Source organism: Streptomyces sp. CA-210063 (assembly GCF_024612015.1).
Taxonomy (GTDB): domain Bacteria; phylum Actinomycetota; class Actinomycetes; order Streptomycetales; family Streptomycetaceae; genus Streptomyces.
In genome coordinates, this window is sequence record NZ_CP102512.1 from 9,978,719 (window position 1) to 10,002,774 (window position 24,056).

Annotated in this window: 5 protein-coding genes; 4 read left to right on the plus strand and 1 reads right to left on the minus strand. The window is 74.7% G+C overall.

The annotated features are described in order from the left end of the window. Nucleotides 1–9 precede the first annotated feature (9 nt). A complete protein-coding gene (locus tag JIX56_RS43755; RefSeq protein ID WP_257549495.1) occupies nucleotides 10–1,224 on the plus strand; it encodes a cytochrome P450 in 1,215 nt (404 codons plus the stop codon). A gap of 170 nt (nucleotides 1,225–1,394) precedes the next feature. Here JIX56_RS43755 and JIX56_RS43760 read toward each other — a convergent pair whose 3' ends face one another. Further along, on the minus strand, nucleotides 1,395–2,606 hold the full coding sequence (locus tag JIX56_RS43760; RefSeq protein WP_257549496.1) for a cytochrome P450: 1,212 nt from the start codon (nucleotides 2,604–2,606) through the stop codon (nucleotides 1,395–1,397). A 218-nt stretch (nucleotides 2,607–2,824) separates the two neighbouring features. Here JIX56_RS43760 and JIX56_RS43765 point away from each other — a divergent pair, with 218 nt between their 5' ends. The 3 genes from JIX56_RS43765 to JIX56_RS43780 all read left to right on the plus strand — a co-directional run bounded on the left by JIX56_RS43765 (nucleotide 2,825) and on the right by JIX56_RS43780 (nucleotide 24,023). Beyond that, complete coding sequence (locus tag JIX56_RS43765; protein WP_257549497.1) at nucleotides 2,825–3,355, plus strand: NlmOI; 531 nt, start codon at nucleotides 2,825–2,827, stop codon at nucleotides 3,353–3,355. Nucleotides 3,356–3,440: 85 nt separating this feature from the next. Continuing rightward, nucleotides 3,441–12,758, plus strand: a complete 9,318-nt coding sequence (locus tag JIX56_RS43770) for a type I polyketide synthase (RefSeq protein ID WP_306819914.1) — start codon at nucleotides 3,441–3,443, stop codon at nucleotides 12,756–12,758. A 24-nt stretch (nucleotides 12,759–12,782) separates the two neighbouring features. After that, a complete protein-coding gene (locus JIX56_RS43780) occupies nucleotides 12,783–24,023 on the plus strand; it encodes a type I polyketide synthase (protein ID WP_443032085.1) in 11,241 nt (3,746 codons plus the stop codon). Nucleotides 24,024–24,056 lie beyond the last annotated feature (33 nt).

Below are 24,056 nucleotides of genomic sequence, written 5' to 3' on the forward strand. Positions count from 1 at the left end.
GAACGCCCCGTGTCCGAAGCCACCACTCCCGCCGACATCGAGTTTCCTCTGCTGAGAAAGTGTCCCTACGCGCCGCCCGAGGAGTACCGCTCGATGCGGGCCACGGGCGCTCCCGCGCCGGGACGCCTGTACAGCGGAAAGCGTGTCTGGCTGATCACCCGTCACGACCAGGCCCGCGCCGTTCTCAACGACGCCCGCTTCAGCTCCGACATCACCAATCCCGGATACCCCATCTACGCCGAGGCGTTCGAGGCCTCGCGAGCGTTTCCGATGCTGTTCACCATGGATCCACCGCAGCATTCCGTGCAGCGCAAGTCCGTCGTGAGTGAATTCACCCTGCGCCGCGCCGAGCTGCTGCGCCCGCAGATGCAGCGGAAGGCCGACGAACTCATCGACGCCATGGAGGCCCGCGGAAATGAGGCGGATCTGGTCGCCGCGTTCGCCGAACCCTTTTCGGGCACCATCACCTGCTGGGCGCTCGGCATGGAATACGCCGATATGCAGGCCTGGCTCCTGGACAGCCGTGAGGTGAAGGAAAAGGCCATCTCGGTCGTCGACACCGAACAGGTCGGCAACGAGGTGGCGGACCGGATGGTCGCGCTGCAGCAGTACTTCCTGCGCTTCATCGACGAAAAGCAGGAGAACCCCGGGGACGACCCGACCAGCCGGGTGATCGAGAAGCACGTGAACACCGGAACCCTCAGCAAGACCGAGCTGGCCAACCTGTGCTTCCTGATCTTCATCGCCGGACAGTCCCCGGTCCAGGCCATGCTGACCGCGGGCGTCGGGCTGTTCCTGGAGAACCCCGACCAGGTGGAGCTCGTCCAGGAGGACGCCGGGCTGCTGCCCCGCGCCGTCGACGAGATGATGCGGCTGATCAGCCCGCTGGACCTGATGCCGCGGGTCGCCCTGGAGGACGTCGAGGTCGGCGGTCTGCTCATCCGCGCGGGTGAGGGCGTGGTGGTCGCCAACGGCGCCGCCAACCGGGACCCCGCCGAATACCCGTCCCCCGACCGGCTGGACGTCCGCCGTACGGGCCGCGGCCATCTGGCCTTCGGCTCCGGCATCCACCACTGCCTCGGCGCCAACCTCACCAAGATCGGCCTCGAAGTCGCCTACGGCACCCTCTTCCGCCGGCTGCCCGGTCTGAAGCTCGCCGTCGGTGAGCTGCCCAACAGGCCCGGCTGGCACCCCGAGATCGAGCGCATGCCCGTCACCTGGTGACCTGCCCTTCCTCGCACCCCGCCCCGCCGGAGATCATCCGGCGGGGCCGGGGCGCGTGAGGACCCGGCCGCCGATCCGGGCCCGAAAACGCCGAATGGTCCACGCATTCGGAGCGGACGCGTGGACCATTCGGCGCGAAGCGCCGGTCCCCTCCCGGGAACCGCGGTTTCTCAGCCGGCCACCTCGACGGTCAGCCGACGCGGACCGACCACGTTCTTCGGGTGGTGGTACGCCACCGCGTCGTCTCCCGCGGCCACCGTCAGCTCCGGGAAACGGTCCAGCAGCAGATTCAGCACGATCCGTGCCTCCAGACGGGCCAGGGGCGCGCCCATGCAGAAGTGCAGACCCTGCCCGAAGCCCAGGTGGCGGCCCTGGTCGCGGTGGAGGTCGAAGCTGTCGGGGGCGTCGAACCGCTCCGGGTCCCGGTTGGCCGACACCGTCCACAGCGTCAGTACCTGACCGGCGGGGATCTTCTCGCCGCCCAGTTCCGACTCCTGCCTGGTCATCCGGACCAGCCGGGAGAACGCCGGGCGCAGCCGTACGGCCTCCTCGACCGCGGCCGGCACCAGGGAGCGGTCCCGGCGGACCTCGGCCAGCGCCCCCGGGTTCTCGTCCAGGCACAGCACCGTGCTGCCCAGTACGGCCGTGGTGGTGATGTGACCGGCCATCAGCAGGGTGCCGGCGAAGCCGATGATCTCGTCGTCGTCCAGCTGCCCGTCCTCGGTGCGGGCCGTGGCCAGCTGGCTGATCAGGTCGTCCGTCGGCTCCGCGCGCCGCCGGGCGACGAACTCCAGCATGTAGGCGCGCATCTCCCGGGCGGTCTCGGCGAAGGCGAGGACGTTCTCCTCGCTCGGCAGCGCGCTCTCGCCGCCCCCGTTGGCCGCGATGAACGCCAGCGCCCACTTCTCGAACAGGGCACGGTCCGACACGGGGATGCCGAGCAGCTCGGCGATCACGAAGACGGGCAGCGGGTGGGTGACGGCCTCCACCAGGTCGAACCGGTCCCGGCCGGCCACCGCGTCGAGCAGACCGGTGGTCAGTTCCGTGATCCTCGGCTCCAGACCGGCCACCAGGCGCGGTGTGAACGCCTTGCTGACCAGCGACCGCAGCCGACGGTGTATCGGCGGGTCCATGCCGACCACGTTCCCCTTCGCCATCCACGCCGTGTCCGGGTGGGTCGGAATGATGGCGGACATGTCGCTGGAATAGGCCGCGGTGTCCGAGATCACCTGGGCGACATCGGCGTAACGGAAAACATGCCAGAGGCCCGGGAACGCGTCGGGCATGACTGGCCGTTCCCGCCGGTTCTTCGTCAACCAGGCCAGCAGGGACGGAAAGTCGTCCTGCGTCTCGGATGCCGGAGACTGCTGTTCGGTCGTCATCGTCTCGCTCCTTCTGGAAGGTCCCGGACGGTGAGCCGGTCCCGTCTGCGCGAGCGTATTCGCCGTCCTCACGCGACAAACACCCCTAGCCGTTCCGTGCAGCCCCCGAAAAGCCCGCCCGGCACCCCTATCCGATCCGGCCGGGCTTGTGCGCGGCATCCGCCGGTCCATAACTTCCCAAGGGCAAGGAACGGCGTTCCGATCTCCAGGAGTTGGCCATGAGCGCGCAGTCCGTACCGTCCTCGGACGAGGCATTGCGGGATTCCGTTCCCGCCGACAGCGGTGAAATCGTGTTCCCGACCCGGGGCGAAGTGGCACCGGAAATGGCGCAGCTCGACTTCATTCTCGGGGACTTTCGCATCGCGTACACGAATCTGACCACCGAACAGGTCAGCACCGGCGAGGCCACCTGCTCCGCACGCCCGCTGGCCGACGGCCGGTTCTACGAGTGGACCCAGAACATCCCGGTGCCCGGCATCGTGGCCACCTGGCTCCTCGGCTGGAGCGACGTCGACAAGTCCTTCGCCTGCTTCTACTACGACGACTGGGGCCACCACGGCACGTTCACCAGCCCCGGCTGGGTCGACGGCCACTTCACGATCACCGGCGACAGCGCCGTGTTCGGCGGACGGCACCGGTTCGTGGACGACTTCACGGTGATCGACGACAACCACTTCGAGAAGAAGGGCTTCATCGTCGTCGGCGACGAACTCGTCCCCGGGGACCTGCTCACCTTCTCCCGGTTCTGAGCCGGGCTGCCGCCGGCCGCGCGCCGCCGGACGGCACACGTTGTCCCGCACGTTCTCGAGCACCTCGAACACATGGAGGAACCGGATGCCGGGTGGGTCCGAGGCGATCGCCGTCGTCGGCGTCGCGTGCCGCCTGCCGGGGGCCGGCAGCCCGTCGGAGTTCGCCGAACTGCTCGCCCGCGGCGGTGACGCCGTCGCCGAGGTACCGGCCGAACGCCGAAGCGTCGTCCCAGGCCTGTCCGGGACCGGCCTGTCCGAGACCGGCCTCCGGGGCGGCTTCCTCAGCGAGGTCGACCGGTTCGACGCCGGATTCTTCGGCGTTTCCCCGCGCGAGGCCGCGGCGACGGACCCCCAGCAGCGCCTGCTGCTGGAACTCGCCTGGGAGGCGCTGGAACACGCCGGCATCGTCACCGCCGGCCCAGGGCCTGTTGCGAAAGTCCCGCCTGCCCGGCGACGCCCGGCATGCCCCCCCGCTCTCGGCTTCGCTCGAGCGGGAGGTGTCCCCACCGCCGCACCGGGCACAGACCCAAGTACATCCAGTACGAGGGCCTGCACCCGGCACGCCGAGAGCACGCACCGGACGCCGCCGGCCCCGCCCTTCGGGCGGACGACGGGACTTTCGCAACAGGCCCCAGGCGGCACCGGTGTGTTCGTCGGCGCCATCGCCGACGACTACGCCCGGCTCGTGCAGGAGCGCGGACCCGACGCCGTCACCCCGCACACCTTCACCGGACTGCAGCGTTCCGTCCTCGCCAACCGTGTCTCGTACACCCTCGGACTGCGCGGCCCGAGCCTGACGGTCGACACCGGGCAGTCCTCCTCGCTCGTCGCCGTCCACCTGGCCGTCGAGAGCCTGCGCCGCGGCGAGTGCGCGCTCGCGCTCGCCGGCGGCGTCAACCTGATCCTCTCCCCGGACAGCACCCTCGCGCTCACCCGGCTCGGCGCCCTCTCCCCGGACGGCCGCTGCCACACCTTCGACGCCCGCGCCAACGGCTACGCACGCGGTGAGGGCGGAGGCCTGGTCGTCCTCAAACCCCTGTCGGCGGCGCTCGCCGACGGCGACCGGATCCACTGCGTGATCCGCGGCAGCGCCGTCAACAACGACGGCGGCGGCAGCGCGCTCACGGCCCCCGACCCCGACGCACAGCGCGAGGTGATCCTCAGCGCCTGCGCCCGGGCCGCGACCGACCCGGCGGCCGTCCAGTACGTCGAACTGCACGGCACCGGCACGCCCGAGGGCGACCCGGTCGAGGCCGCCGCGCTCGGCGCCGCCCTGGGCGTGGCCCGCCCCGCCGGACAACGCCTGCGCGTGGGCTCGGTCAAGACCAACATCGGCCACCTGGAGGGCGCGGCGGGCATCGCCGGGCTCATCAAGGCGGTGCTGTGCCTGCGCGACGGGCGACTGGTACCGACCCTGCACCACGAGACCCCCAGTCCCCGGATCCCGCTGGACGACCTGCGGCTGACCGTCCAGCGCGCCACCGAGCCCTGGCCGGACACCGACGGACCCCGGATCGCGGGCGTCAGCTCCTTCGGTCTCGGAGGCACCAACTGCCATGTGGTCCTCGCCTCCTGGACGGGCGACGACACCCCGCCCACCGAGGCGCCCGCGCCCACCGCCGCGCCGTGGGTCATCTCCGCCCGGACCCCACAGGCTCTCGCCGAACAGGCACGGCGGCTCCTGGACACCGGCCCCGGCCCCGACGCCGACCCGGCCGATCTCGCCCACGCACTGCTGACCTCACGGACCGTCTTCCCCCACCGCGCGGTCGTCCTCGGCACGGCCCCCTCGGCCCGACGCGGCGCCCTCGCCGCGCTCGCCCGGGGCGCGTCCGCGCCCGGTCTCGTCACCGCGACCGGCCCGGAGACCGACCCCGCCGCCCCCGGACCCGTCTTCGTGTTCCCCGGACAGGGCTCCCAGTGGGCGGGCATGGCGGTGGAACTCCTCGACGCCGAGCCCGCGTTCGCCGACTGCTGGGCACGGTGCGAACGCGCCCTGACGGCATGCGTCGACTGGTCTCCCACCGACGTGCTGCGCGGGGCACCCGGCGCGCCGGACCTCGACCGGGTCGATGTGCTCCAGCCCGTCCTGTGGGCCGTCATGGTGAGCCTCGCGGAGCTCTGGCGCGCGTACGGCGTGGAGCCGGCCGCGGTCGTCGGCCACTCTCAGGGTGAGGTCGCCGCCGCCTGCGTGGCCGGCGCGCTCTCCCTGGAGGACGGCGCGACGATCGTCGTACGGCGCGCCGGGCTGATCGGCCGCCGACTCTCCGGACACGGCGGCATGGTCGCCGTCTCCGAGTCCGAGGACGCCGTCCTGGGCCGGCTGGCGGCGCTGGGCGGCCGGCTCGAACTCGCCGCCGTCAACGGCCCCGACGCCGTCGTGGTGGCCGGCGCGCCCGACGCGCTGGACGAACTCCTCGCCTCCTGCGCGGCGGACGACATCCGCGCCCGCCGCGTCGCCGTCGACTACGCCTCCCACTCCTCCTACGTCGAGGCCATCCGCGAGGAACTTCTCGCCGACCTCGCCCACATCACCCCGAGTTCCGGCCGTGTGCCGTTCCACTCCACCGTCGTTCGGGGCACGACCGACCCCGTGCCGGACGGCGCCTACTGGTACCGGAACCTGCGCGAGACGGTCGCCTTCGAACCCGCCGTGACGGCACTCGCCCGGGCGGGACACCGCACCTTCGTCGAGATCAGCCCCCACCCGGTGCTCACCACCGCCGTGGCCGCCGCCGTGGAACGCTCCGGCGCCGAGCCGGTGGTCGTCCCCACACTGCGCCGCCACCACGGCGGCCCCGAGCAGATGGCGACGTCCCTCGCGCAGGCGTTCGTCCAGGGGGTCGACGTCGACTGGACGCCCGCCCTCGCCGGACACCGCCCCCGGACCGAACTGCCCACCTACGCCTTCCAGCGGAGCAGGCACTGGCTGGCTCCCGCGACGGCCCGCGCCGACGAACGCCGCGCGGTGGAGGAGCCCGCCGAAACGGCGACCGCCCCTGCCCAGCCGGAGACTCCGGCACCGTCCGAGGCTCCGGCTCCGGCTCCGGCGATCTCCGAGGCTCCGGCTCCGTCCGAGGCCGCGACACCGTCCGCCCGCACCACCCCTGCCGACCTGCTGGACCTCGTACGCGCCGAGGCCGCCGTCGTGCTCGGCCACGACCACGCGGCCGCCATCACCCCCGGGCTGACCTTCAAGGACCTCGGCTTCGACTCCCACCTCGCCCTCGAACTGCGCAACCGCCTCAGTGCCGCGACCGGACGACGGCTGCCCACCACTCTGCTGTTCGAGCACCCCACACCCACAGCGCTCGCCGCCCACCTGAGCGCGGACCCGGACATCGCTCCCGGGCCCGCGGCGCCCGCAGTGGCCCCGCACCGGCCCGCGGTGCCGACGGCCGCCGACGAACCGATCGCGGTCGTCGGCATGGCCTGCCGACTGCCCGGGGGGATCTCCAGTCCCGAACAGCTGTGGCAGGCCCTCCTGGACGAGGCCGACACGATCTCCGGGCCGCCGGCCGACCGTGGTTGGGACCGCGCGGACCACCGTGGTGGATTCCTCGCCGACGCCGCCGACTTCGACGCGGACCTCTTCGGCATCTCACCGCGCGAGGCCCTCGCGATGGACCCGCAGCAACGGCTGCTCCTGGAGACCGCCTGGGAGGCTCTGGAACGCGCCGGCGTCGCCCCGTCCGCGCTGCGCTCCACCCCTACCGGCGTCTACGTGGGCGCCATGTCCCAGGAGTACGGCCCCCGGCTGCACGAGGCCACGGACGACCTGCGCGGCCATCTGCTCACCGGGAACACCGCCGGCGTCCTGTCCGGCCGTCTCTCCTACGTCTTCGGCTGCGAGGGCCCCGCCGTCACGGTCGACACCGCGTGCTCCTCCTCGCTGGTCGCCCTCCATCTCGCCGCCCAGGCGCTGCGGCGCGGCGAGTGCTCGCTCGCGCTCGCCGCCGGCGTGACGGTGATGGCCACGCCCGGTCTGTTCGCCGAGTTCGAGCGGCAGGGCGGGCTGGCGGTGGACGGGCGGTGCAAGGCGTTCGCGGCGGCGGCCGACGGCACGGGCTGGTCGGAGGGGGTGGGTGTGCTGCTCGTGGAGCGGTTGTCCGACGCGCGCCGCAACGGTCACCCGGTGCTCGCGGTCGTACGTGGTTCGGCGGTCAACCAGGACGGTGCGTCGAACGGGTTGACCGCGCCGAACGGGCTCGCCCAGCAGCGGGTGATCCGTGCGGCGCTGGAGGACGCCGGGCTGCAGGCGGCCGAGGTGGACGCGGTGGAGGCGCATGGCACCGGAACCCGGCTGGGGGACCCGATCGAGGCGCACGCGGTGCTCGCCACCTACGGGCAGGACCGTGAACGGCCGCTGTATCTCGGCTCGTTGAAGTCCAACATCGGTCATGCGCAGGCCGCCGCCGGTGTGGCGGGCGTCATCAAGACGGTCATGGCGATGCGCCACGGCACGCTGCCCCGCACCCTGCACGTGGACGAACCCTCACCCCGGGTCGACTGGTCGGCCGGCTCCGTCACCCTGCTGACCGAGGCGCGGGAGTGGCCGGGGGAGGAGGGACGCCCGCGCCGGGCCGGGGTGTCGTCGTTCGGCATCAGCGGCACCAACGCCCACGTCGTCCTGGAGGAGTCCACGCACGAGGCGGCGGCCTCCGACGCCTCCGACGGCAAGGCTCCGGATGCCCCCGCTCCCGCCGCCCCCGCTCCCGAAGCCCTCGCCGCCTCCGCACCCGTACCGCTGGTCCTGTCGGCCGCGACCGAGGACGCGCTGCGGGCCCAGGCCCACCGGCTGCGTACGCGGCTGACCCGGACCACCTCCGAGGCCGCGCCCGAGGGAGCCGTGGCCGGGATCGGCTGTGCGCTCGCCGTCACCCGGGCCGCCCTGCCGCACCGGGCGGCAGTCGTCGCCGCCGACCGCGAGGAGGCGCTGGCCGGACTGGACGCCCTGGCCGCCGGCGCCGAGACACCCACCGCGTTCCGGTCGGTGGCCGAAGCCGGGCGCACCGCCTTCCTCTTCACCGGCCAGGGCAGCCAGCGGCCGGGCATGGGCATGGCCCTGTACGCGGCCCAGCCCGCGTTCCGCGACGCCCTGGACGACATCGCCGTACACCTCGACGCGCACCTCACCCATCCGCTGCTGAAGGCGCTCGCCGACGAACCGGAACCGCTCGACCGCACCGAGTACGCCCAGCCCGCCCTGTTCGCCCTCGAAGTGGCGCTCTTCCGGCTGCTGGAGCACTGGGGAATCGCCCCCGACCACCTGCTCGGGCACTCCGTCGGCGAACTGGCCGCCGCCCACGTCGCCGGAGTGCTCACCCTGCCCGACGCCTGCGCGCTGGTCGCCGCCCGCGGCCGGCTGATGCAGGCGCTGCCCGCCACCGGAGCCATGGCGGCCGTCGAGGCGACCGAGGACGAGATCCTGCCCGAACTCGCCGCCCGTGCCCAGGAGGTCGGCCTCGCCGCCGTCAACGGACCGACGTCCGTGGTGATCTCCGGCGACGCGGACGCGGTGCGCGAGATCGCGGGCGCCTGGGCCCGACGGGGTCGCCGCACCCGTGCCCTGCGCGTCTCGCACGCGTTCCACTCGCCCCACATGGACGCGATGCTCGCCGAGTTCGAGGAGGTCGCCCGTTCCGTCACGTACCACCCGCCGATCCGCTCGGTGATCAGCGACCTGACGGGTGAACCGGCCACGGAGAGCGACCTGTGCTCGCCCGGCCACTGGGTCCGCCACGTGCGGGGAACCGTCCGCTTCCACGACGGAGTGCGCACGCTCCGCTCGCTGGGCGTGACCCGGTACGTGGAACTGGGGCCCGACGCCGTCCTGTGCGCACTCGTCCGGGAAGCCGAGGCCGAGGGGGCCGGCGCGGACCCGCGGACCTCGCCGCTCATCGTGCCCGTACTGCGCAGGGACCAGCCGGAGCCCTACACCGCCACTGCGGCGCTCGCCCGGCTGCACCTCGCGGGAGCCGACCCCGACTGGGACGCGGTCTTCGCCGGGCGGCGGCCCGCCGCTCCCGACGCCCTGCCCACCTACGCCTTTCAACGCCGGCGGTACTGGGCGCGCACCGCTCCGGCCGGTTCGGCCGTCCAGCCCGGTGCGACACCGCTCGACCACCCCGTCCTCACCACGGCCGTCGCTCTCGCGGACACGGGGCACACCCTGCTGAGCGGCCGGATCTCCAGGACCACCCACCCCTGGCTCGCCGACCGCACCGTCCACGGCACCCCCCTCGTCCCCTCCACCGTCCTGCTGGACCTCGCTGTGACCGCGGCCCGCGAGACCGGCGCGGGGCAGGTCGCCGAACTGCGGCCGACCGCACCCCTCGTGCTGCCCGACCGGGCCGGACTGGACCTCCAGGTCGTCGTCGGAGCGCCGGATCCCGGCGGCCGGCGTGCGGTGACCGTGCACACCCGGCCCGAGGACGGCGCCGCCCCGTGGACGCACCATGCCGAGGGCGTCCTGGCCCCCGCCGTGCCCGCTGACACGCAGGGGGAGTGGCCACCGGTGGACGAGCCGGCTCCATGGCCTCCGGCGGACGCCGAGCCTGTCGACAGGCAGCAGATCGGCGACCACGAGGACCGGGACGCCGCACACGGCATGACGTACGGACCGGCCTTCGCCGGGCCGCGCGCGATGTGGCGGCGCGGCGACGAGCTCTGGGCCGAACTGGTGCCGCCGCACACGGACGGCGCCGAGGCCGCCGACTTCGGACTGCACCCGGGGCTGCTGGAGGGCGTCCTGCACGCCCTGCGGGCGACCCGGCCGGACGACACGGAGAACTGGCCGGGGGCCGACTACCGCGAGGTCACCGTGTCCCCTCACGCGTCCGGCCCGCTGCGGGCGAGGATCACCCCCGCCGACGGCGACACCGTCACCGTCCGGCTCACCGACCCCGCCGGGCGGCCCGTCGCAACCCTCGGCGCGCTCCGCCCGAGCCCCCTGCCCGCCGACGCAGGGCGGACGCCGGGCCTCTACGACACCGACACGCCGTACGAACTGGCCTGGCACCCGGTCACGGCACCCCCCGGCACGCCTGCCGCGCGCTGGGCACTGCTCGGCGACACGGAACTCACCGACGCCCTGCCCGGCGCCGAACTCCACCCGGACCTCGACTCGTTGACCGCCGCCGGCACCACGCCCGACCTGCTGGTCACCCGCTGCGGCTCCGCGCCGCACCCGACGCCCACCGGTGACGGCGGGGGCGGGACGGGGCAGCCCACCGCGCCTTGGACCGGTCAGCTCACCGTGCCCGGGACGGGTCAGCTCACCGTGGCCGGGACGGGTCAGCCCACCGCGCCTTGGACCGGTCAGCTCACCGTGCCCGGGACGGGGCAGCCCACGGCGCCCGGGACCGGTCAGCTCACCGTGGCCGGGACGGGGCAGCTCACCATGGCCGGCGACCGGATGGCGGACGCCGCCCGGGCCGCCGCGCACCGGGCCGCCCGGCTGGCCAGGACCTGGCTCGCCGACGACCGGCTCGCCGACACCCGGCTCGTCGTCGTCACCCGCCGCGCGGTCGCCACCGACGACGGACCGTGCGACCCCGCCCAGGCGCCCGTGTGGGGCCTGTTCCGCTCGGCGCAGACCGAACACCCCGGCCGGTTCCTCCTCGTCGACCTCGACGACGACCCCGCCTCGGCCGGCGCGCTGCCCGCCGCCGTGGCCAGTGGCGAACCACAGATCGCGGTGCGCGGGGGGCGGCTGTACGCACCACGGATCGTGTCTCCCGCGGCACCCGCCACCATTCCCGAACTGCGGGGGCCCGTCGGCCCCGACGCCACCATTCCCGAACTGCGGGGGCCCGTCGGCCCCGACGCCACCATTCCCGAACTGCGGGGGCCCGTCGGCCCCGACGCCACCATTCCCGAACCGCGGCGGCCCGTCGGCCCCGACGCCACCACCCCCGAACCGCGGCGGCCCTTCGACCCCGACGCCACCACCCCCGAACCGCGGCGGCCCTTCGACCCCGACGGCACCGTCCTCGTCACCGGCGGAACCGGCGCCCTCGGCCGCATGGTCGCCCGGCACCTGGTCACCCGGCACGGTGCCCGCAACCTGCTCCTGGTCAGCCGCCGGGGCGCCGACACACCGGACGCCCGGGAGACGATCGCCGCGCTGCGCGCCGAACCCGGTGTGCGGGTCACCGTCGCCGCCTGCGACGCCGCCGACCGGGACGCGCTGGCGGCCGTCATCGCCGGCGTCCCCGCCGACCGGCCGCTGACGGCGGTCGTGCACACGGCGGGCGTTCTGCACGACGCCGTGGTCGAGGCCATCGACCCCGGCGACCTCGACCGGGTACTGCGGCCCAAGATCGACGCCGCCTGGCACCTGCACGAGCTGACCGCCGGCACCGACCTGGCCGCCTTCGTGCTGTTCTCCTCCGTCTCCGGGGTCAACGGCGCGGCGGGGCAAGGCAGTTACGCGGCCGGGAACACCTTCCTCGACGCCCTGGCCCAGCTGCGGCGCAGCCGTGGACTGCCCGCCGTCTCGCTCGCCTGGGGCCCCTGGACGTCCACCTCGGGCATGACCGGCGGGCTCACCGCCACCGATCTGCGCCGTATGCGCGACGCCGGACTGCTGCCCCTCGACGCCGCGCACGGCCTGGCCCTCCTCGACGCGGCCTGGCAGCGGCCCGGACCGGCCCTGCGGCTGCCGCTGGCGTTGTCCCTGCCGGGCGTACGCCGCGCCGCGCACGAGGGCCGGGCCCTGCCGCTGTACCGCGAACTCGCCGGCTCCGCCTGGCGCGAGACGACGGCGCCCGGCACGGACGCGGGCCCGGCGTCCGCCCTCGACCGGCCGGGCGACGGCACCCTCGACCAGCTGTTGGCCGGCCGTTCCGCCCAGGACCAGGAGACCGCGCTCCTCGACCACGTACGCGCTCACGCCGCCGCCGTGCTCGGCCACCGCGACGGCCGCCGCGTCGAACCGGCCCGCACCTTCAAGGAGTTGGGGTTCGACTCGCTGATGGGCGTGGAACTGCGCAACCGGCTCACGGCCGCGACCGGCCACCGTATGCCGGCCGGGCTGCTGTTCAACCAGCCCACACCCATGGCCGTGGCCCGCTACCTGCGCACCCGGATTGGCCCACCGGCCGACACCGCCGCCGGGACCCTCGACGAGGGCATCGGCCGCCTGGAGGCCCTCTTGGCGAGCACACCCGCGGACCCGCCGGACCTGGACCGCGCCGTCACGAGACTGCGCGCCCTGCTGGCCCGGTGCGAGGAGCGGTACGCCACCGGCGTGGCGGCCGGTGGCGACGTGGCGGACGCGGCGGCGGGCGACAGCGGGGACGAGGACGTGCGTGCCGCGCTGCGGGCCGCGAGCGTCGACGAGATCTTCTCGTTCATCGATCAGGAATTCGGGACCGGCCGGCGAGAGCACGGGGAGTGACGGGACATGGCGGAAGCAGAGAAGCTGGTCGAGTACCTCAAGCGCGTCACGGCCGAACTGCACGAGACCCGGGGGCGGTTGCGCCGGGCCGAGGCGAGCGCGCACGAGCCGGTCGCCGTCGTCGGCATGGCCTGCCGGCTGCCGGGCGGCGCGGATTCGCCGGGGCGGCTGTGGGAGCTGGTGGCGGCCGGCCGGGACGCCATCGGAGCGGTCCCCGCGGACCGCGGCTGGGACGTCTCGTTCCCCGGCGGGTTCCTGCCGGACGTGGCCGGCTTCGACGCCGCCTTCTTCGGGATCTCGCCGCGTGAGGCCGCCGCGATGGATCCACAGCAGCGGCTGCTCCTGGAGACCTCCTGGGAGGCCTTCGAACGCGCCGGGATCGACCCCGGATCGCCCGCCGCCAAACGGACCGGCGTGTTCGCGGGACTCGTCGCCCAGGACTACGGACCCCGCCTCGACGAGGCACCCGACGACGTCGGCGGACATGTCCTGACCGGCACCACGGCGAGCGTCGCCTCCGGCCGCATCGCCTACACCTTCGACTTCGACGGCCCCGCGGTCACCGTGGACACCGCCTGCTCGTCCTCCCTGGTCGCCCTCCATCTCGCCGCGGACGCGCTGCGGCGCGGTGACTGCGACCTGGCCCTGGCCGGCGGGGTGTGTGTGCTGCCCACGCCCGGCATGTTCCTCAGCTTCGAACGGCACGGCGGTCTCGCCGCGGACGGCCGCTGCAAGGCGTTCGGGGCGGGCGCGGACGGCACCGGCTGGTCCGAGGGCGCCGCCCTGCTGCTCGTCGAGCGGCTGTCGGACGCACGCCGCAACGGCCACCCGGTCCTCGCGATCGTGCGGGGCTCGGCCGTCAACCAGGACGGCGCGTCCAACGGCCTCACCGCCCCCAGCGGCCCCGCCCAGGAACGGGTCATCCGCGCCGCGCTCACCGCGGCCGGACTGACGGCGGCGGACGTCGACACGGTCGAGGCGCACGGCACCGGCACCCGGCTCGGCGACCCCATCGAGGCCGAGGCGCTGCTCGCCGTGTACGGCCAGGACCGCCCCGCGGACCGGCCGTTGTGGCTCGGCTCCCTGAAGTCCAACATCGGCCACACCCAGGCCGCCGCCGGCGTCGCCGGAGTCATCAAGACGGTATTGGCGATGCGCCACGGCGTCCTGCCCCGCACCCTGCACGCCGCCGAGCCCACCCCTGAGGTGGACTGGGCCGCCGGCGCCGTCGAACTGCTGACGCGGGAGCGGCCGTGGCCCGAGACGGGGCGTCCGCGCCGGGCCGCCGTGTCCTCGTTCGGCATCAGCGGCACCAACGCCCACGTCATCGTCGAACAGCCGCCGGCCGACGCGGACTCCGTACCGGCCGAGACCGATGCCGTACCGGCCAAGACCGATGCCGTACCGGCCGAGACCGATGCCGTACCGGCCGAGACCGATGCCGTACCGGCCGACGACGCGACAGCCCCGAAGACCCCGGCCACGCGGCCCTTCGCGGAACCGCCCCTGCTGCCCTGGCCGCTCACCGCCCGCACCGAGGCGGCGCTGCGCGCACAGGCCCGCACACTCCACCGGCACGCCGTGTCGACCGAGGCCGACACGGCACCGGCCGACATCGCCCGGTCGCTGGCGAGCACCCGGACGGCCATGGAGCACCGCGCGGTGGCCCTCGCGCCCGACAGGGAGGGCCTCCTCGCCCAGCTGGACCGGATCGCCGACGGCACCACCGGGCAGGGCGTCGTCCACGGCACCGCCCGGGGCCCCGCCCGCACGGTCCTCGTCTTCCCCGGCCAGGGCTCCCAGTGGGCCGGCATGGCGGTGGACCTGCTGACGGCGTCCCCGGTGTTCGAACGCCGCATGGCCGAGTGCGAAGCCGCCCTCGCGCCGTTCACCGACTGGACGCTCACCGACGTACTGCGCGCCCCGGACGCCACCGACCTCCTCTGCCGGGTCGACGTCGTCCAGCCTGTGCTGTGGGCGGTCATGGTGTCGCTCGCCGAACTCTGGGCCTCCTGTGGCATCCGGCCCGATGCCGTCGTAGGCCACTCCCAGGGAGAGATCGCCGCCGCCGTCGTCGCCGGCGCACTGTCGCTGGAGGACGGCGCCAGGGTCGTCGCCCTGCGCTCCCGCGCGCTGGCCGACCTCGCGGACCGCGGCGGCATGATGTCGGTCCCCGAACCGGTCGACGTCGTACGCACGCGGTTGGCCCCCTGGGCGGACAGCCTCGACATCGCCGCCGTCAACGGCCCGTCCTCGGTGGTCGTGGCCGGTGACGCCACCGCCCTGGACGCACTGGAGGCCTCCTGCGCCCGCGACGAGGTACGCGCCCGCCGCGTCAATGTCGACTACGCGTCCCACTCGCGGCACGTCGCCGACCTGGAGGACACGCTCACCGGCCTCCTCGCCCCCGTACGCCCCCGCGCCGGTGCCGTCGCCTTCTACTCCGCGCTCACCGGCACCCGTCTGGAGACCACCGGGCTCGACGCCGGCTACTGGTACCGCAACCTGCGCCACACCGTCCGGTTCGAGGACGCCACCCGCGCCCTGCTCGACGACGGCCACACCCTGTTCATCGAGGTCAGCCCGCACCCGGTGCTCGTCGGCGCCGTCCAGGGCACCCTCGACACCGTCGAGGACACCGCCGCCGCCGTCATCGGCACGCTGCGCCGCGGACAGGGCGGCCGCCCCGGCCGGTTCGTCGAGGCCCTCGCCGAGGCCTACGCGCACGGTGCCCCGGTCGACTGGACGGCTCTGCTCGCGGGCTCCCGCGCCCGGACCGTCGAACTGCCCACCTACGCCTTCCAGCGCTCCCGCCACTGGCTCGACCGCCCCGCTCCGGCCACGGCCGACGATCCGGGCACCGCCGCCCTGTGGGAGGCCGTCGACCAGGGCGACGCACGGGCCGTGGCCCGGCAGTTGGGCGTGCCGGCGGACGACGCCCTGGAGAGCACCGTGCGCGCTCTGGCCGACTGGCGGGCCGACGCCCGCAGGAGCGCCGCGATCGACGGCCTGCGCCACCACGTCACCTGGAAGCCCGCGCCCGTACCGGCGGGCGGCCGACTCGCCGGCGACTGGGTGGTGTTGGTGCCCGGCGAGGGGGAGGCCTCCGGCGCCTCCCGTACCGGCGCGGACACCTGGGCCGAGACAGCCCTGCGCGAGCACGGCGCCACACGAGTGGAGCGGATCCACGTCGGCCCGACGACCGGACGGGCGGAACTCGCCGAACTGCTGCGCGCCCACGCGCCCCTCGCCGGCGTCGTCTCCCTCCTCGGCACCGACCCCCGCCCGCACCCCGGCCACCCGGCCGTCCCGGTCGGAGTCGCCGACACCCTCACCGCCGCGCAGGCCGCCCTGGACGCCGACACAGGCCCGCTGTGGTGCCTGACCCAGGGCGCCGTCACCGCGCTCGGCGAGGGCGAGTCCCCCGATGGGCCCAGCCCCGAACAGGCCCAGGTCTGGGGGCTCGGCCGGGTGGCCGGTCTGGAGACGCCCGAGATCTGGGGCGGTCTGATCGACCTGCCGCCACGGCTCGACGACGCCGCCGCCCACGCGCTGTGCGCCGTCCTCGCCACGCCCGGAGACGAACAGGAATGGGCGCTACGGGACTCCGGTCCCCGGGTGCGCCGCCTCACCCGGGCCCCGCACGCCACCGTACGGCCCGTACGCCCCTGGCGTCCCCGGGGCACCGTCCTGGTCACCGGCGGTACGGGAGCCCTCGGCGGTCATGTCGCCCGCCGGCTGGCCCGCGAGGGTGCCGAGCATCTCGTCCTGACCAGCCGCCGGGGCGCCGAGGCCCCGGGCGCCGCCGACCTCGCCCGCGAACTGCGCGACCTCGGTGCCCGCGTGACCCTGGCCGCCTGCGACACCGCCGACCGCGCCGCCCTGGCCGCCGTGCTCGCCGCCGTCCCCGCCGAACTCCCGCTCACGGCGGTCGTGCACACCGCGGGCGTCAGCGCTCTCGGCCGGCTCGACGCCACCACACCCGCCGACCTCGCCGCCATGGCCACGGGCAAGGTGGACGGCGCCCGCCACCTGGACGAACTCCTCGACGGCCACGACCTCGACGCCTTCGTCCTCTTCTCCTCCGGCGCCGCCGTCTGGGGCGGCACCCGGCAGGCCGCGTACGCGGCGGCCAACGCCCACCTCGACGCCCTCGCCGCCCGACGCCGGGCCCGCGGTCTGACCGCCACCTCCGTCGCGTGGGGCAGCTGGGCCGGCGGCGGCATGGTCGACGACCGGACCCAGCGGGTGTTCGAGCGGATCGGCGTACGGGCCATGGACCCGGAGACCGCCCTCACCGCGCTGTGGGACGCCGTGGGCCGCGACGAGACCCAGCTGACCGTCACGGACATGGACTGGGCGGCGTTCGGCACCGGCTTCGGACTCACCCGTCGGCGCACCCTCCTCGACGAGATCCCGGAAGCCACCCGCCCCACCGCGTCCACCGAGAGCCCGGCGGGCACGCCCGGCGAATCCGCCCTGGCCGAACGGCTCGCCGGTCTCACCGACCGCGAACGCGACCGCCTCCTGCTGGACCTCGTACGGTCCGCCGCGGCAGGTGCCCTGGGCCACGCCGGCCAGGACGCCATCTCGGGCTCCGACGCCTTCCGCGACCTCGGCATCGACTCGGTGACCGCCGTGGACCTGCGCAACCGGCTGACCGCCGCCACCGGACTGCGCCTGCCCAGCACCCTCGTCTTCGACCACCCCACCCCCGCCGCCGTGGCCGCCGCGCTGCGCGCCCTGCTGACCGCCGAACCGGCCGCCGCCCTCGCCGGGACCGTCGCGTCGGCGCCCGTCTCCGGGCAGGCGACGGACGACCCCGTCGCCGTCGTCGCGATGGCCTGCCGGCTCCCCGGCGACGTCCGTTCGCCCGAGGAGCTGTGGCGGCTGGTCGCCGAGGGCCGTGAGGGCATCACGTCCTTCCCCGTCGACCGGGGCTGGCGGCCCAGCCCCTCCGTCCCGACGTCGGAGGGCGGCTTCCTCCACGACCTCGCCGACTTCGACGCCGCGTTCTTCGGCATCTCACCGCGCGAGGCCCTCGCGATGGACCCGCAGCAGCGGCTGCTCCTGGAGACGTCCTGGGAGGCGGTGGAGCGCGCGGGCATCGACCCGCTGTCGCTGCGCGGCAGCCGCACCGGCGTGTTCGTCGGCGCCGGGAACTTCGACTACGCCACCCTGGCCGCCACCACCGAGGAGGGACTGGACTACGCCCTCACCGGCTCGGCCGGCAGCGTGGCCTCCGGCAGGATCGCGTACACCCTCGGCCTGGAAGGCCCGGCGGTCACCGTCGACACCGCCTGCTCCTCCTCTCTCGTGAGCCTCCACACCGCCGTCCGCGCGCTGCGCGACGGCGAGTGCGAACTCGCCCTGGTGGCGGGTGCCGCGGTGCTCTCCACCGACGTGGCGTTCGAGGCGTTCGCCCGGCAGGGCGGACTCGCTCCCGACGGCCGGTGCAAGGCGTTCGCGGACGCGGCGGACGGCACGGGCTGGGGTGAGGGCGTGGGCGTCCTGGTCGTCGAGCGGCTGTCGGACGCCCGGCGCCACGGTCACCCCGTACTCGCGCTGGTGCGCGGCTCGGCCATCAACCAGGACGGCGCCTCCAACGGCCTCACCGCCCCGAACGGCCCCTCGCAACAGCGGGTCATCCGGGACGCGTTGGCGAACGCCCGGCTGTCGGCGGCGGACGTGGACGCGGTCGAGGGCCACGGCACGGGGACCCGACTGGGAGACCCGATCGAGGCACAGGCGCTGCTGGCGACGTACGGACAGGACCGCCCCGACGGCCGGCCGTTGTGGCTCGGCTCGCTGAAGTCCAACATCGGCCACACCCAGGCCGCCGCCGGAGTCGCCGGAGTCATCAAGACCGTTCTCGCCCTCCGGCACGGCGTGCTCCCGCGCACCCTCCATGCCGACGAACCCAGCGGACAGGTGGACTGGTCCGCCGGCACCGTACGGCTGCTGACGGAGAACCAGCCGTGGCCGGAGACCGACCGCCCACGCCGGGCGGGTGTGTCCGCGTTCGGGATCAGCGGCACCAACGCCCACCTCATCCTCGAACAGGCACCCGAGGAAGGGGTGATGACGGACACCGGCCGTCCCCTTCCCGCCGTACCCCTGCTCCTGTCCGCGCGCGGCGCGACCGCCCTGCGCGCCCAGGCCGCACGCCTGCGGGACTTCCTCGACGACGACGCGGAGGCGATCTCTCTCCACGACATCGGCCTGACGCTGGCCGCGCACCGCGGAGCCCTCGAGCACCGCGCCGTCGTGGTCGAGGGCGACCGCGGGACCTTCCGCGCCGCTCTCGACGCCCTGGCCGAGTACCGCCCGTTCCCGGGACTCGTACGCGGCCTCGCCTCCGAGGGTGGGCTCGCGGTGGTGTTCTCGGGTCAGGGTGCGCAGCGGGTGGGGATGGGGCGGGGGTTGTATGAGGCGTTTCCGGTGTTCGCGGAGGCGTTCGAGGAGGTGTGTGCCGGGTTCGAGGGGTTGCTGCCGGGGTCGTTGAAGGAGCTGGTCTTCGGGGGTCCGGCGGGGGAGTTGGCGTCGACGGGGTGGGCGCAGCCGGCGCTGTTCGCGGTCGAGGTCGCTCTGTTCAGGTTGGTGGAGTCGTGGGGGGTGCGGCCGGATGTGGTGTTCGGGCATTCATTGGGTGAGTTGGTCGCGGCTCATGTGGCGGGGGTGTGGTCGCTTTCTGACGCCTGCCGGGTGGTGGCCGCGCGGGCCCGGCTGATGGCGGCGCTGCCGTCCGGGGGTGCGATGTGGGCGGTACAGGCCGAGGAGTCGGAGCTGACGGATGCGCCGGGTGTGTGGGTGGCGGCGGTGAACGGTCCGTCGTCGGTGGTGGTTTCCGGGGCTGAGGAGGCTGTTGGGGAGGTGGCGGGCCGGTTCGCTGCGGAGGGGCGGCGGGTGAAGCGGCTGGAGGTGTCGCACGCGTTCCATTCGGGGTTGATGGAGCCGATGGTCGGCGAGTTCGCCGAGGTGCTGTCCGGGGTGACGTTCTCCGCGCCGGTGATCCCGGTGGTGTCGAATGTGACCGGTGAGGTGGCGGGGGAGGAGCTGTGCACGCCGGAGTACTGGGTGCGGCACATACGGGCCACGGTGCGCTTCGCTGACGGTGTGCGGGCGGTGGGGGCCCAAGGCGTGGGCGCCGTACTGGAGTTGGGCCCCGACGGTGCTCTCACCTCGCTGGTGCAGGAGTGCGCGCCCGAGGTGGTGGGTGTGGCGGCGTTGCGTCGGGGGCGGGACGAGGCGGTGGCGCTGTTGGAGGCGTTGGCGCGGGTGCATGTGGGTGGTGTGGGGGTGGACTGGCGGGCGGTGTTCGCCGGGAGCGGGGCGAGGCGGGTGGAGCTGCCGACGTACGCCTTCCAGCACCGCCGCTACTGGCCCCGTACAGGTGCCGGGCCCACGGCCGCCGCGCTCAGTGCCGCGGGCCTCGGCGTGGCCGGGCACCCGCTGCTGCACACCTGGCTCGCCCCGGCCTCCGGCGGCGAGGTCATCGCGACCGGCCGGCTGTCCTCGGCGACGCACCCCTGGCTGGCGGACCACACGGTGCTCGGCACCGTCCTGCTGCCCGGCACCGCCTTCGTGGACCTGGCGTGCTGGGCCGGACAGCGCCTCGGCTGCCCGGAACTGTCCGAGCTGACCCTGTTCACGCCACTGGCCCTGGCCGGTGATACCGCCGTCGACCTGCACCTCGTCGTCGGGACGGCGGATGCGACGGGGCGGCGTACCGTCGCGGTCCACTCCCGGCCTGTCGCCGCCGACGCCGCCGGGGACGCCGACGCCCCTGTGGACGACGACCGGCCCTGGACGCGGCACGCCGAGGGAATACTCGCGCCGCCCGCGCCCGCGACGGAAACAGAGCACCCTCTCCCATGGCCCCCGGACTCCTGCACCGAGGTCCCGCTCGACGGCTTCTATCCCGGTCTCATCGACGCCGGCTTCGACTACGGGCCCGCCTTCCAGGGACTTCGCTCCGTGCTGCGCGCCGACGACACCCCGGAGCTGCTGTTCGCCGAGGTGGAACTGCCCGAGGAGGACCGGGCCCTCGCCGGCCGGTTCGCCCTGCATCCCGCCCTGCTGGACGCCGCCCTGCACGCTCTCGGGGTGGACCTGCCGCCCGGCGCCGCCGCCAGGCTGCCGTTCACCTGGACCGGCGTACGGGTCCACGCGACCGGTGCCGACGCCCTGCGCGTCCGGTTGACCGGGGGCTTGGACGGAGCGGTCGCGCTGACGGCCGTGGACGCCGACGGTGCCCCCGTGGTCACCGTCGAACGGCTGGTGCTGCGCGAGGTGACGCCCGACCGGTCGCCGACGGCGGCCGTCCCCGAGCACGACACCCTGTTCCGGATCGGCTGGACCGCCCTGCCGCCCACCGGGGCGACGGCCCCCGTCACGTCACTCGCGCTGCCGGTCACCGACGAGGGACACCCCGACCTCGGACGTGTGGTGGACCTCCCCGACGCCGTCGTGGCCCGCTGCCCGTCCGGCGCGGTACGGGACGTCACGGCCTTCGTGCTCCGGCTCCTGAAGGAATGGCTGACCGACGACCGGTTCACCGACACCCCCCTCGTGGTCGTCACCCGGGGAGCCGCGGTGATACCGGAGCCCGGCCTGCTCGCTGCGGCCGTCCGAACCGGTGAGCGGACGGAGGAGGCACTCGCCCACGCCGCCGCGGCCGGTCTGGTCCGCGCCGCCCAGGCCGAACACCCCGGCCGCGTGGTGCTGTTGGACACCAGCACCAGCACCGGCATCGAGCGCGCCGGCGGCGGCCATGGCGAGCCGCTCCTCTCGGAGGTCCTCGCCTGCGGAGAGCCCGAGCTGGCCCTCCGCGCCGGGCGCCTGCACGGCAGGCGTCTGGTACGCGCCGACCACAGCGCACCGCTCGGCGAACCGGACGGCAACGGCCCCTGGCGGCTGGACTCCACCTGCCGGGGCTCGATCGCCGACCTGGCACTCGTGCCCCACCCGGACGCCGAACGGGATCTGGCCCCCGGCGAGGTACGGGTCGCCGTCCGTGCCGCCGGGGTGAACTTCCGGGACACGATGATCGCCCTCGACCTGTACCCCGGGGACGCCGAACTCGGCATCGAGGGCGCCGGAGTGGTCCTGGAGACCGGTCCCGACGTCACCCGGTTCGCACCCGGTGACCGGGTGGCGGGCCTGCTCGACGCCGCGTTCTCACCCGTGGCCGTCACCGACCAGCGGCTGCTGGCCCCCGTCCCCGACGGATGGACGTTCGCCCACGCCGCCGCCGTGCCCGTGGCGTACCTGACGGCCTGGTACGGGCTGCGCGACCTGGCCGACGTGGGACCGGGGCGGCGGGTTCTGGTGCACGCCGGGGCGGGGGGCGTGGGCAGCGCCGCGATCCGGCTCGCCCGGCATCTGGGCGCCGAGGTCTTCGCCACGGCGAGCGCCGCCAAACAACCCGCGCTGCGCGCGGCCGGCCTGGACGACGCGCACCTCGCGGACTCCCGGGACACCGCGTTCCGCGAGAAGTTCCTCGCCCACACGGGCGGCGAGGGCATGGACGTGGTCCTGAACTCGCTCGCGGGGGAGTTCACCGACGCCTCGCTCGACCTGCTGCCGCGCGGCGGACACTTCGTCGACATCGGCAAGACCGACGTGCGTGACCCCGAGCGGGTCGCCACCGACCGCCCGGGCATCCGCTACCGGGCCTTCGACCTCGGTGACGCGGGCCCCGAGCGCGTCCAGGAGATGCTCACCGACCTGTCCGCGCTCCTCGCCGACGGCGTCCTCACCGCACCGCCCGTCACCACCTGGGACATCCACCGGGCGCCCGACGCGTTCCGTGCCGTCGCCCAGGCCAGGATCCTCGGCAAGGCGGTCCTGACCCTGGGGCGTCTCGCGAACGTCCCCTCTGCCGGGCAACACGCCCCAGGGGGTGCCCCCCTGACCCCCGAGCCGACGCCGGAGGGCACCGTCCTCGTCACCGGTGGCACCGGCACCCTCGGCCGTCTGGTCGCCCGCCACCTGGCCACCCGGCACGGCGTACGGCGGCTGGTGCTGACCGCACGCTCCGGCCCGGCCGCGCCCGGCGCCGACGCCCTGCTCACCGAGCTCGGCGCCGCCGGGGCCGAGACACACCTCGCGGCCTGCGACGTCGGCGACCGTGCCGCCCTGGCCGCACTGCTGGACCGGCTCGCCGCCGACGGCCACCGGCTGACCGGGGTCGTGCACTGCGCCGGAGCCGTCGACGACGGAGTCCTCACCTCCCTCACGCCCGACCGCCTCGACACGGTCCTGCACGCCAAGGCCCACGGCGCCCGCCATCTGCACGAACTGACCCGGGACCTGGACCTCTCCCACTTCGTGATGTTCTCCTCGGCCTCCGCCACGTTCGGCGCCGCTGGGCAGGCCAACTACTGCGCCGCGAACGCCTACCTGGACGCCCTCGCCGAACGGCGCGCCGCCTACGGGCTTCCGGCCGTCTCCATTGCGTGGGGCCTGTGGGCGGAGAACAGCGGTATGACCGAGGCGCTCGGCGAACGCGACCGGGAGCGGCTGCGCCGCACCGGCACGACCGCCCTGTCCACCGAACGGGCACTCGCCCTGTTCGACGCGGCGCTCACCGGCCCCGCCCCCACGGTCACGGCCGCACCCCTCGACCTCGCCGCGCTCCGCGCCCGCCACCGCGAACAGCCCGCCCCCGCCCTGCTGCGCGAACTCCTCGGACGGGCGCCGCGCCGCGCGGCCACCTCCGTACGGCCCCCGGCCGACCCCGGCGCCGACTTCACCGGCCGGCTCGCCGCGCTCCCCGACGACGAACGTCACGCCCATGTCCTCGCCCTCGTCCTGGACCGCACCGCGCAGGTCCTCGGCCACACCCGGGCCGACGACGTCGACCCCGACCAGGCCTTCAAGGACCAGGGATTCGACTCCCTCACCGCCGTGGAACTGCGCAACCAGATCCGGGCGGCGACCGGCATCGCCGCCCCGGCGACGCTGATCTTCGACCATCCGTCCCCGGTGGCCCTCGCCGACCACCTGCTCCGCCAGGCCGTGCCCGCCGGGCCCGGCCCGGAAGAACGGCTGCGGCGGGACCTCGACCGACTGGAGACGGCGGCGGAGGCACTGGCCCCCGACGACCCCGCGCACGGCGAACTCGCCGACCGGCTGCGCAGGATCCTGCACCGGCTCGACGCCGCCGCACCCGCCGCGGCCGACCGCGAGGAGACGCTCAGCGCGGCCACCGCCGACGAGGTCCTCGCCTACATCGACAGCCAGTTCGGCGACCTCACCTGACCCCCGTACCGTACGGCCGAAATCGGAGTACCC